We start from the raw sequence: 12,666 nt of genomic DNA on the forward strand, positions 1-12,666 counted from the left end.
GGGTATGCCTTTTGTTGTTCTCTGATTGCCGGAGGGAACTGGAGTCCGCTATTTGAGGGTCAGGTTTGTCCTACGAACTACCCCGCCAGTTTTTGCCCGCTCGGATTTGCGTTCGCGCGCTTCTCTTTCCGCTCCAACCCATAGCTGACAAAGCCGATCAGCAGTCCCAGCACTGGCAGCAAAGCCCCAGCCCAAGGGAGATAGGTCAGCCCCATATGGGTGATGACCCACCCGCCGATAAAGGCGCCGCTGGCATTGCCGAGATTATTCGCCGAATGGTTCGAGGTGGAGGCGAGCATAGGCGCGTCCTTCGCCATCGTCATAATGCGCAGCTGCAACCCCGGCAGAATGCCGAACGCAGCCGCTCCCCAGACGAAAATGGTGATGACAGCAGCAGCGGGCAGATGAACCGTGATATTAAAAATAACAAGAATGAGGGCCAAAGCCGCGTAATTACCCAGTAATGCCGGCATGAGCTTCCAGTCGGCAAGCTTGCCGCCAATGATATTGCCGAAAGTAACGCCAAAGCCGAAAAGAACGAGAATCCATGCAACACGATGCTCCGAGAAGCCAGTCACTTGTTCCAGCAGCGGTGTAATATACGTGAAAACGGTGAACAAGCTCCCGCTGCCCAGCGCGCCCATGAGCAGCATCAACAGCAGCTTGGGCTGCGTTAAAGCACGGAACTGCTGAAGAATACCCGCACTTTTCTCCTGCTGCACGCGCGGGATTAAGAACATAATGCCGATGAGCGAGACAATGCCCATCAGGACAATCGCACCGAACGAGGCGCGCCACCCGAGCTGCTGCCCGATGAAAGTGCCGAACGGGATGCCCATAATATTGGCGATCGTAAGACCGGCCATCATAATCGAGATCGCCGCCGCCCGTCGATCCGGGCGAACCAGATGCACGGCGATAACGCCGCCTACGCCGAAGAACGTCCCGTGAGCTAGCGCTGTCACAATGCGAGCGCCCATCAGGATGGCGTAATTGGGCGCGATGACGCTGATGGCGTTGCCTAAGATGAACACACCCATTAACAGGCATAACAGCAGCTTTTGCGGCAGTTTGTTCGTGAACAAAGCAAGAATCGGAGCACCGATCGCTACCCCCATGGCATAGCTTGTGATAAGCTGGCCGGCTTGTGAGATGGTAACATGCAAGTCTTCCGCAACATTGGGCAAAAGGCCCATAATTACAAACTCCGTCATGCCAATGGCAAAGGCGCCGGCGGTTAATGAAAGCAGGGAAATCGGGAACCGCCCTTTGGGGGCATCGCTTCCTTGTACGGCTTGATGACTCATTTTTCTGTCCAACCTCTCCGGTAAATTCTAGTCTCAATATCTATCTCTCTATCATGTTGCGCCATAGTGCCAAACTGGTCAAGATAATAGTCAAAAAAGTCAAAATAACAGGGTAACGATTGGCCTCTAATTCTTTATAATGAAAGATATCTAGCTTGTAATGGTAAGATCCAGGAAGTCTGCTCGGACGGAAGGCCAGCCGCCTTCACATGACATGGGAAAGTGGGTCGAATTACGATGAGTGTATCTGTAGACAACTTGAACTTGGAAAATGTAAAAGCAGCCCTGCTAGCTGTGTCAAATACCCCTTCACAGCTGCTGTTTCAGGCGGAAACGCCCCTGCAAGTAAAGGCACGCTTGCTGCAAGGCAAGGAAAGCAAACAGCTTATCCAGGAGATTCGAGAAGAAGGGGACAAGCTTCTGCAGGAAACGATTCCGACGTTGACGTATTCTTTGTTTCGTTTATTCTCCACAACAGGTTCTCGAAGGGAATATGAGCTTGTTTATTTCCGCCGTCGCAATCGATTGACGACATTTGGTTTATTAGCATGGTTAGAAGGGGCGGACAGCCCATATCTGGATGCGCTTTCTGATACAATTGCTACTATTTTGGATGAGTATACATGGTGTTTGCCTGCGCATATTTTGCATGGGCCGGAAATGAGGTCCGCCGAAGAGGCGCAATATGCGGCGGAGGGGCTTGTGAACCACTCCACGGAGTCGTTCACAATTGATCTCTTCGCGGCGGAGACAGCCTTCGCGCTCAGCGAAATCAGCGCGCTGCTCGGCGACGCGCTGCCGCAACTTCTCCGCGTACGTATCCGCGAAGAAGTGCTGCGCCGCATTCTGCGGCCCTTTGTGACGCAGGCTCCCAGCCACTGGGAGACCGCGACTCACAACTGGGCCTCTGTCTGCGGAGGCTCCATTGCCGCAGCAGCGATTTACACGCTGCAAGACGAGGACGAGCTCGCAGCGGTGCTGGAGCGAGCTTTTCCCGCGCTCGCTTCGTACCTTAGCGGCTTCGAAGAAGACGGAGCATGTACCGAAGGGTACATGTATTGGCAGTACGGCTTCGGCTATTTCACCTATGCCGCTAATTTGATCCTGCGGCGTACCGGTGGCGCCGTCAATTGGTTCCAGACGGACAAGGTGCGGCAGGTGGCCTTGTTCCAGCAAAAAAGCTTCCTCCACGGGAGGAAGGTTGTGAATTTCTCCGACTCGCAAGGGGAGGCGGGGATCTTTATGGGATTAAGCGGCTATCTGAAGCAGCTTTATCCGGAGATTGAGCATCCCGAGCTGTCGCTGCGCGCAGGTTTCCGGGATGATCACTGCAGCAGATGGGCGCCTGCGTTAAGGAATTTGCTCTGGTCTTTAGAGGACATCGAGGAAAGCGCTTGGCAAACGGCGGCTTACTATTTGCCGGATGCCCAGTGGCTGGTGTCCAGACAGCTTCAAGAGCAGGGCGCTTATGTTTTCGCGGCCAAAGGCGGGCATAATAATGAACCGCATAATCATAATGACATCGGACATTTCATCCTGTATGCGCAAGGCGAAACGCTGCTTCCCGATCTGGGGAGCGGGCAATATTCGCGGAAATATTTTGGACCGGAGCGCTATGAAATTTTGTGCAACGGCTCGCAAAGCCACTCTGTACCGATCATTGACGGCTTGTATCAACAAGCTGGAGCGGAGCATCGGGCAGAGGTGCTGAAATATAGCAGCAATGAGGAGCAGGATGATTTCGCATTAGAAATATCCAGCGCCTATGACACAGAGAAGCTTAATGAACTTGTACGTCGATTCACTTGGCACAAAACAGAGCCGCCAACTCTAGAGGTAACCGACATCTACGAATTCGCACAAGCCCCAACAGCAGTGGTGGAGCGGTTCATGGCATGGCACCTTCCGCAGCAAGCGGAGGATGGGCGAATTGTCATAGCGGCATCGGCAGAAGCGCGGGTTCTCGTTTCTTATGACATGGATCTGTTTGATTGGGAGGTCGAGACTCTCCATCACGTGAATCATTTTGATCAGCCGGAGACATGTTATGCGCTTGATTTTAAGTTGAAGCCGGGTGTGTTGTCCGATTCAAACCTGAACATTCATGCTGCGTTTAGATTTGACTTTCAATAAAATTAACTTAGGATGTGACCAACATGAGTACTTCGAATACTTCACTAGATTGGGTTCAGGAAGCTTGGGACAAGACAGTTCATAAAGTAGCAAAGACAAGCCAAAGAATCGGAGACCGCTTCCCTCATGCCAGCGTGAAGGGCGAATACCAACTGGAGCCTGCGTCTTGGTGGACAGCCGGCTTCTGGACGGGACTGCTGTGGCTGTTGTACCGCGACACGCAAGACGAGCAGCTGAAGCTGCTGGCTGAGTCCTGTGAGGGGCAGCTCGATCAAGTCATCGCAGATTATTACCGCTTAGATCATGATATCGGCTTCATGTGGACGCTGACGAGCGTTGCGCGCTACAAGCTGCTAGGCGCGGAGGACTCCAAACGCCGCGGCTTGCTAGCGGCGAATTTGCTCGCTGCACGCTTCAACGTGCAGGGCAACTACATCCGCGCCTGGAACCCGTGGCGCGAAGGCGAGGACAATGCCGGCTGGGCCATCATCGATTGCATGATGAACCTGCCGCTGCTGCACTGGGCCTCCCGGACAACCGGAGACCCGCGGTACTCGCATATCGCCGTGCGGCATGCCGACATGGCGTTAGAGCACTTCATTCGCCCGGATGGTTCTGTGAACCATATCGTGATCTTCGATCCGCACACGGGCGAGAAGCTCGAAGTGAAAGGCGGACAGGGCTTCGCCCCTGATTCCGGCTGGTCGCGCGGCACGGCGTGGGCGATTTACGGCATGGCGCTTAGTCATCTCCATACGGGAGATGCGAGGTATCTGGATGCCGCCAAGCGCGCAGCGCATTTTTTCATAGCCAACTTGCCGGAGGATCATGTGCCGCATTGGGATTTCCGTTTACCGGAGGGAATCACGGCTTATCGCGATACGTCGGCAGGCGCTTGTGCGGCCTGCGGTTTGCTTTTGATCGCAGAGCAGGTTAGCGGCCAAGAGAGCAGCCTGTACCGTCAAACGGGTGAGCGCATCCTGCACTCGCTTTACACGAACTACGGCGCGTGGGACTCGGAGGTGGAGGAAGGACTGATCCTTCACGGTACCAGCCATTACCCGGAAGGCAAGAATGTGGATGTGCCGCTAATTTACGGCGATTATTACTTTGTGGAAGGCTTATCCCGGCTATTAGGGCACGGGGAGTTGTTCTGGTAGGCATTCGAATAAGCTGTCTGAGGTCAGAAATGACTTTGGGCAGCTTTTTTATTTGCAGTTTTCATATATAGACACAACATATATCAATATGATATATTAACAATCGAAATATAAAATATAAGCATTTGTGGAGGAGATCTCATCTTGAACAGTCAGGACGTCATTTTAGGAACATTAATGGATCGTTCGTTAACTGGTTATGAAATTAAACAATTATTCGAAACTTTATATTCCTATTTCTATAGCTCTAGTTACGGAACGATCTATCCCATGCTTCACCGAATGGAGAAGGATGAGCTGCTGACGAAGGAAAGCATTTTGCAGGATGGGAAGCCGAACAAGAATGTTTACACCATCACAGAGAAAGGAAAAAAACAGTTTAACGAATACTTGCAAAGCCCGATTGAAGCGGAGAATGTGAAATCAGATTTCCTGATGAGACTGTTTTTTGGCGAATATGTGGGGAATAGCAAGGTCATCGAGTGGCTGGAGAAAGCACAGATCCAAATCATGGAACAGCTAGATCAGCTGAAAGACTTGCGCGCGTTGTACAAGGATAAGATGCATCCTTCGCAAGTCATCTGTATTCAAATTGGTATGAAGAATTATGAAGCTAAGCTCGAGATGATTACGGAAGGTCTGATTCGGCTTAGAAATGTAGAGCATGAGGAGAGGGATTAACATGAATGGTTCAGGTTCAAATAAGAAACTGATTATTTTAGCCATGGCGTTAGGTTTATTGATGTCATCATTGGATAATACAATCGTCGCTTCCTGCATTAGCAAGCTAAGTGAGGATTTCAACGTATTTGATAAAATCAGCTGGGTATTTACCGCGTATATGCTGGCGGCGACGAGTACCATGCTAGTGTTTGGAAAAATGTCGGATTTATTCGGCAGAAAAATGTTTTACCTGATCGGGATCGGCCTGTTTCTGATTGGTTCGGCCTTATGCGGGATGGCGCAAAGCGTGGATCAGCTCATTTTGTTCAGAGTCATTCAGGGAATCGGTTCTGGCGCGTTATTGCCCATTAGTTTCACGATTATCTATACAATCTTTAACGATCCGAAGGATGCTGCCAAAATGTCAGGGGTTTTCGGGGCGATTTTCGGCCTTTCTTCCGTAGCGGGTCCACAGCTGGGTAGTTTTATTGCCGAACATCTAGGTTGGAGATGGAATTTTTATATCAACGTCCCGATCGGATTGGCTTCTATGCTCGTTCTGATCATTGCTTTGAAAGAGACGCGTTCGGAACGCAAACCGAAAATTGATTATCTTGGCACCTTATTTCTCATTATCACAACCGTTTCACTCATGCTGGCGCTGGAATGGGGCGGGAAAGATTACGCTTGGAACTCGTGGCAGGAAATTGGCTTGTTTGCTGTGTCGGTGGTTTTTGCCGTTTTCTTTATTCTAGTTGAAAAGCGGGCTGCCGAGCCGGTCCTTCCACTCAACATTTTCAAGAACAAAATGGTGCTAGGAACCAGCATCATCGTCTTCTGCCAAGGAGTCCTGATGTTCTCTGCCATCACCTATCTGCCTATTTTCTCCGTCGCTGTCCTAGGTCAAACCAACTCTAATGGCGTGCTGACGCCGATGATGGCCTCCCTTATTTGCGGAGCTGTTCTTTTCGGTTTCTTGCAGTCCAAATTTGCCTTCCGCCCGCTGCTGCTCGTTAGTATGACGATGACGATTGTTGTTGCGTTGCTGCTGACCAAAGTTGGCCCGACTGCCTCTAGCGGGTATATGATCGCTCTTATGATTCTGCTTGGATTTGGTGCAGTAGGTCCATTAATGAGCGTTGCACAGAGTGCCATAGCCGCTAATGTTGACCCTAAATACATGGGAGTCAGCTCCTCCATCGTTGGCTTCTGGCGCAGCATTGGCGGAATCATGGGTGCGTCGATTATGTCCACCATTGTCAATAATAACTTGAGTCACCTGATAGCAGATGGTGCGGCCAAAGCTGGCATTCCCGCTGACAAAATCAACACCCTGGCGAATCCAGAGCTGCTGATGCACGCAGGCGGAACGATTCCGCCGGAAATCCGTCAGTTCCTGCAAGGTGCGTTGGCAACCGCGATTAATCACGGTTTTATCCTCAGCATTTGCGTAGGTATTATCGGCTTCATTACCGCAATGTTCGTGGGTTCAAGCAGACTTGAAGCTGCGAAGAGGCAGGAAGGCACCCCTGTTCATGTGTAAAAGTACTCCCTCACGGTGAGGATAAGTTATGAAGCTGTCAGCTTGAAGCAGGAAATCTGCTTGGGCTGGCGGCTTTTTTTGGATCGGTTATGATTTGTCGTGAGGTGAGGAGGAGTCGTGGATTTGTAAGTAGCGTGGTAATGCGGCTGAGTGGTGAGTAGAGAGTAATAATATAAGGGGTAAGCAGCACGTGTTAAGGAGCAAATGATAAGTAGTATCTAGTGAGTAGTGAATAGTAAGGAGTGGCGAATGAGCATTAAGTAGTAAATGTAAAGGAGAAAGGAGCAAGTAGTAAGTTGTAAATAGTGGGAATTGAGTAAAGTGTGGTGAATGGTGAGTGGGAGGCAGATTGGGAAGTTTCGGCGTTTTGCTTCGTTGGATAGAATCCAACGAAAGGGCGATTTAGCTAGTCAAAAAGCACCTTTCATTGGATGAAATCCAACCCAGTGTTCGATTTTGAGCTAATTTAGTAGGGTTTGAAGGCGCCTCATTGGAATTCATCCAATGAAAAGTGGGATTTGCACCTGTAGATGATGGTTTCATTGGAAATCGTCCAATGAAACGGAGAAGGGGCTCTCGAAATCGAGAGCGGCACCCTCAATTGAGCCAGCGTTATGATCTCGTTGCACTTTCTGCAACATAAATGAGGTCTGCACCGTGTAAACCCGCTTTTCATTGTATAAAATACAATGATCTAACCCAAAAGCCCCCTAAACAGCCTGTTTTAGCCGAAATTGTTGTACTTAGTACAACATAGAGATGAGCAGAGGCCAAATGGGGCTCATTATGTTGCACAAAGTACAACATAGGGAAGAGCTAAGGCCAAATGGGGCTCATCATGTTGGAGCTCAGGGGGCTGCCAGCGCTCATCCCCCGTTACTCTGCCGTTCGCCACGCGCTCAGCAGCTTCTCATGCTGCTGCGCAGCTAGATCGAAGCGGTAGCTAGCAAGCAGATTCTCCAGCTTCACTGGTGCAAGGAGCGGGTTCACCGGAATATCCGGTGCCACAGGAAAGGAGAAGGCGGTGTTCATGTAATCCGTCTGCACCTCGCGGGACAGCATGAAATCGACGAGCTGCTTAGCCGCAGCGGTATTGTTACCGCCTTTCAGGATCGACACGGCTCCAATCTCCCAGCCGGCCTGCGGCGGGATGAAGGAGGAGATGTTGTAGCCGGAGTTTTTGAAGCGCAGCTGGTCGCTCAAGAACGAGACGGCCGCCGCCATCTCGCCTTCCGCCAGATGCTGCGCGCTCGTGTTGCCGGCGAACGTCATGGAGGCGCTCTGCTTCTTCAGCGCCTGCATTAGAGCGATCGCTTCGCTGTCGCCGCGCTGCTGGGCAAGAGAAGCGAGCAGCGTGTAGCCGGTTCCCGACGTCTCTGGGTCGGGAATCTCGATCTTGCCCTTGAGCTCGGGTCGCAGCAGATCTTCGTACCGCTGCGGTAGCGGCAGACCCTTCAGCTGAGGGTCCTGCTGCCAGACGGTCTGGTTCACGCCAATGGCGAGCGCCCCCATGTACATGCCGGTCCAGTAGCCGGCGGCATCTTTGTATGTAGCTGGAATGCTGCTTGCAGCTGCTGGGGAGTAGCGAAGGGATTTGCTTTTGTTTTTGAGCTGCTCATGCAGATCGGCAGGGCCGCCGAGGACTACGTCGATGCCGGTTTTACCCAGCGTCAGCAGATGGTAGCTGGCTTCGCCGCTTGACATCCGGATGATGTCGTAGGACTGGCCTGTTTTTTCCTTAAACGTTTCGAGCAAAATCCGCCCGGCATCTTCCTGGAAGATCACATACACTTTGAGCGGCTGATTGCTTTTCTTTTCCCCCATGAAGCGAAAACCAAGGAAAACCCCGATCCCCGCTAGGAGCACGAGCAGACTTTTTTTCCACATGATGCAAATCCCTCCTGAACAGCCAAAAAAGGAAACCAAAGTTCCCCTTTTCAGCCAAGCTGCTAGTTGTATTTATGTCCTATTCATGTATCTTCATTAAATGAATTTTATCGTCACCGGCATGGATCGTGACATTCCCTTGAAACCTGGTTAATCCGATGTCATAGGCATCAACAATCCATTCTTTCATATTATCGTCCAGAATGAAATACCGCTCTTTCTCACCGAGGAACATCGATGATTTTACGAATCCGCTAACGGCAAAACTCCCAGCCTCCGGCGCATTAATCCGCATGGATTCCGGACGAATACTAAGCAGCACCTTCTCGCCTGGTGCCAGAACTTCATCCGTCGTTACGCTGGCTGTACGGCCACTCGCGCCGTACTCCACTATGACCGTACTACCCGTCACTTCGCGCACAATAGCATCAACGAAATTGGTTGTACCAATAAAATCGGCGACATAAGGTGTGCGAGGCTTGTAGTAGATCTCATGCGGCGTGCCATATTGGTCAATCGCACCTTTATTAAAAACAACGATGGAGTCGGACATCGACAAAGCTTCGAGTTGGTCATGGGTAACGTAGATGACGGTTAATCCAAGCTCTTGTTGAATGCTGCGCAATTCTACGCGGACTTCTTCGCGCAGCTTCGCATCCAGATTGCTGAGCGGCTCATCCAACAGGATGATCGGGGAGTTCATGACCAGTGCACGAGCCATAGCCACGCGCTGCTGCTGACCGCCGGACATCTCATGCGGGTAGCGCTCCTCCAGACCGGTCAGCTTCACTTTGGCCATCGCTGTCTTTACGCGTTCTTGCACTTCCGCCTCGGGGCGCTTCTGAATATCCAACCCGTATGCGACATTATCGAACACGGTCATGTGCGGGAACAAAGCGTACTCTTGGAATACCATCGGCGTTCCGCGTTTATAGGGCGGCAGATCGTTGACGAGCTGGCCGTCTATTTTAATTTCACCCTCATCTATGGTGTAAAAGCCTGCAATGGAGCGCAGCAGTGTTGTTTTTCCGCATCCGCTAGGTCCGAGAAACGTAATGAACTTTCCGCGTTCGATTTGCAAATCGATCTGTTTGAGAACGTGGTTGCTGCCGAACACTTTACTAACATTTTTTAAATCCAATAAAACTTGTGAACTCATCATTTCTCACTCCTTATCTAGAAATCAAATATTTTCACCTTCGAGCGGAAAATGAGCTTCATTACACCGAGCGTAGCCAGTGTAGTTCCCATCAATCCGACAGCAACAGCGGCTGCCCAGTAGTAAGTCCCGGTCTCAGCGTAGTTGAAGATCGATACGGCGGCGACGACCCATTTGGGCGTAATCAGAAAGACAATGGTGCTTAAGGTGTTCATGTTTTTCATAAAAGCGTAGACGAAGTTGGCGACAATGGTCTTTTGCAGCATCGGGAACACAATGGTTGTCAGTGTACGGCGGCTGTCCGCTCCGAGATTGGTGGCTGCTTCCTCGATGGATTTATCTACCTGCTTGAAGGAGGCGGTGAGTCCCCGATACCCAACAGGCATTTGTTTAAGCAGCATGGCTACGATAATCAAGATGGCGGAGCCTTGAAGCATGATAGGTCCGTTGCTGAAGGCAACGATCAAGGCCAAACCTACGAATGTCCCCGGCAAAGCAATGGGCAGAACAGCCGTGAAATCGAGCATTTTTTTACCTGGAAAAGGCTTGCGCACTACGACATAAGCCAGGACTAAGGCGAAGCCGACGGCTAGAATAGAAGCGATGAGCGACAGTACCAAGCTGTTAAGAACAGCGGGGCTGGAAGGGTTGAACACCATTTTCGTGATATGACTCAGTGTAAATGTGTTGTCTCTCCCAAAGTTCTTCGTGAACGCGAACAAGATCGTAATCGCGAACATCGACAGGATGAAAAGCGTCATGATGCTGTTAAAAATAAAGAGAAGGATGTCCGTTTTGCGGGACGTTTTGACTCGGTTTAGTCCGGAAACGGGTTTTCCGGTTATCGTGGAATAGGAGCCTTTGGACAGCAGTTTGCTTTGAATGACGAAAACCAGCAGGGCGGGAATCACGAGAATGATGCCCATCACGGATGCGAGGCCAGGCTCGTTATTAATAATTTCTCCGTAAATTTCAACAGCCAGAAGGGAGTAGTTGCCCCCAATCAGCTTGGGATTTCCGAAGTCGGCAAAACAGTTGATCGCCACGAGCAGGAAAGCGTTGATAACACCCGGCAGCGCTAATTTAAATGTAATGGTGCGGAAAAGCTTGAAGCCGCGTGCCCCCAGGTTCTGGGCGGCGATTTCCAGATTAGGCGATATGGAGCGTAGAACGCCGGTAATGGTCATGTAGGCAAGCGGGAAATAAGAGATCGTTTGTACGATCCAGAGGCCCGGCAAGCCGTATAAATCAAGCTCGACGTTGAACCAGGCTTTGAGTGTTTGCGACACCATGCCGCCTCTGCCGAATAGAAGCAAGAAGGCCAGGCCGGTCATAACGGAAGGCGCGAGAATCGGGAGAAAGGCGATAAACCGGAAAAACTTTTTCCCCACAATGTTGCTGTAATGAATCGAATAAGCGTAAATAAAACCGCAAACCGTTGCCGTTAGTGCGGAAAGGGAGGAACTGACGACCGTGTTCAACAGGGCGGTGCCGTAACGGCTTTTGCTGAAGAAGGTCGTCCAATCCGTCGCTCCCGGCAAGGCAATGACATATATAAGCGGATAAATGACGAAGAGACAGAGTATGGCGAAACTGATGAGTACGAGGATCAGCGAGGAGGGATCTTTCACCAGCTTGCTGATCGAGGTGCTCATGCCTTTTTTTTCTATAATCATAAGGGGCTCACGACCGCCTTCCACATTCTTGGTTTAGAGGGGCATTGGTCCGCAGAAGATCCGGGAATATGCGGCACCAATGCCCTGGAAACGCTTTCTTATTTGAGGTTCTTGAGCGCGTCCTGCAGCTCTTTACGCTGCTCGGCAGCTTTCCATAAGCTGTAGCTTGTATTGTATTTAGTTGTTTTGATGTCGATACCGCCTTTAGGAATCGGTACCGTAGGTTTCACGGAGCTTGCGAAAGCCGATTCGGTATAAAGAAGTCCAGGTTCATTCGTTAGCATGAAATCCATGAGTTTCTTGGCGCCTTCGGTGTTTGCGCCGCCTTTGACAATAGCCAGTCCGCCAACTTCATAACCTGCGGCTTCCGGAACGATCGAAATAATCGGGCTGCCCTGATTCTTCATTTTCAGTTGATCGCCAAGAAAGGTGATACCGATGGTGTACTCTCCTTTAGCCGCTTTTTGAATCGGCTCGATCCCTGACTTCGGTCTTTCTTTCAGGTTAGGCAGCAGTTTGGCTACATAGTCCAGCATTTTGTCTTTGCCCCATACTTGCGCCAGGGAGGCAACGGCTGTGTAAGCGGTACCGGAAGTTGCCGGATCGGACATGCCGATTTCGCCTTTAAATTTAGGGTCAAGCAGCTCTTGGAACGTCTGCGGATAAGGCGCGGTAGCGTATTTCTCTTTCCAACGCTGCTCGTTGATGCCGATAGCAATTGGATTCAGGTAAAAACCAGTCCAAGAACCCTCTTTATCTTTCATATTGTCTGGGATATCTTTGGCGTTCGGAGAAATGTAATTCTCCAGTGCGCCGGCTTTTTTCAATACCTCGTGCGAATCTGCCGGACCGCCCATGAGGAAGTCCGCTTGGGGTTTGCCCATTTCATTTTGAACGCGTGTCACGGCTTCACCGCTCGGAAGACGAAGAACGTCATAATCGATTCCGGTCTCTGCCTTGAATTTATCCAGAATCTTACGCGCTTCTTCTTCTTGGAAAATGGAATAAACGGTAATTTTACCTTTCGCTTTCCCACCAAAAACACCAGACTTGTACAGGAAGAATCCTGCGACAAGCACGACAACAATAACGGATAAAATCATAACGGAGCTGTTACTTTTCTTTCTAGCCATTTCAT

Annotated in this window: 9 protein-coding genes; 4 read left to right on the top strand and 5 right to left on the bottom strand. The window is 50.6% G+C overall.

Going from position 1 to position 12,666, the window contains the following annotated elements; translation table 11 throughout:
- Positions 1 to 77 precede the first annotated feature (77 nt).
- On the bottom strand, positions 78 to 1,307 hold the full coding sequence (locus RQP52_RS25295) for an MFS transporter (protein WP_315954407.1): 1,230 nt from the start codon (positions 1,305 to 1,307) through the stop codon (positions 78 to 80).
- 222 nt (positions 1,308 to 1,529) lie between these two features.
- On the opposite strand from RQP52_RS25295, the gene RQP52_RS25300 reads away from it, so the two are divergent.
- From RQP52_RS25300 to RQP52_RS25315, 4 genes are all read left to right on the top strand, one after another.
- Positions 1,530 to 3,440, top strand: coding sequence for a heparinase II/III domain-containing protein (locus RQP52_RS25300; protein WP_315954408.1), 1,911 nt, complete (start codon positions 1,530 to 1,532; stop codon positions 3,438 to 3,440).
- Between the two features lie 23 nt (positions 3,441 to 3,463).
- Complete coding sequence (locus RQP52_RS25305; RefSeq protein ID WP_315954409.1) at positions 3,464 to 4,600, top strand: glycoside hydrolase family 88 protein; 1,137 nt, start codon at positions 3,464 to 3,466, stop codon at positions 4,598 to 4,600.
- A gap of 144 nt (positions 4,601 to 4,744) precedes the next feature.
- Positions 4,745 to 5,281, top strand: a complete 537-nt coding sequence (locus RQP52_RS25310) for a PadR family transcriptional regulator (protein ID WP_315954410.1) — start codon at positions 4,745 to 4,747, stop codon at positions 5,279 to 5,281.
- Position 5,282: 1 nt separating this feature from the next.
- A complete protein-coding gene (locus tag RQP52_RS25315) occupies positions 5,283 to 6,806 on the top strand; it encodes a DHA2 family efflux MFS transporter permease subunit (RefSeq protein WP_315954411.1) in 1,524 nt (507 codons plus the stop codon).
- A gap of 876 nt (positions 6,807 to 7,682) precedes the next feature.
- On the opposite strand, the gene RQP52_RS25320 is transcribed toward RQP52_RS25315, so the two are convergent.
- From RQP52_RS25320 to RQP52_RS25335, 4 genes are all read right to left on the bottom strand, one after another.
- Complete coding sequence (locus tag RQP52_RS25320) at positions 7,683 to 8,693, bottom strand: extracellular solute-binding protein (RefSeq protein WP_315954412.1); 1,011 nt, start codon at positions 8,691 to 8,693, stop codon at positions 7,683 to 7,685.
- A 79-nt stretch (positions 8,694 to 8,772) separates the two neighbouring features.
- A complete protein-coding gene (locus RQP52_RS25325; RefSeq protein ID WP_315954413.1) occupies positions 8,773 to 9,852 on the bottom strand; it encodes an ABC transporter ATP-binding protein in 1,080 nt (359 codons plus the stop codon).
- A gap of 17 nt (positions 9,853 to 9,869) precedes the next feature.
- The gene (locus RQP52_RS25330) at positions 9,870 to 11,528 is read right to left on the bottom strand and encodes an ABC transporter permease (protein ID WP_315954414.1); all 1,659 of its coding nucleotides are present in this window, start codon (positions 11,526 to 11,528) and stop codon (positions 9,870 to 9,872) included.
- A gap of 98 nt (positions 11,529 to 11,626) precedes the next feature.
- A complete protein-coding gene (locus RQP52_RS25335; protein WP_315954415.1) occupies positions 11,627 to 12,661 on the bottom strand; it encodes an ABC transporter substrate-binding protein in 1,035 nt (344 codons plus the stop codon).
- Positions 12,662 to 12,666 lie beyond the last annotated feature (5 nt).

Source organism: Paenibacillus violae, assembly GCF_032461945.1.
Taxonomy (GTDB): domain Bacteria; phylum Bacillota; class Bacilli; order Paenibacillales; family NBRC-103111; genus Paenibacillus_E; species Paenibacillus_E violae.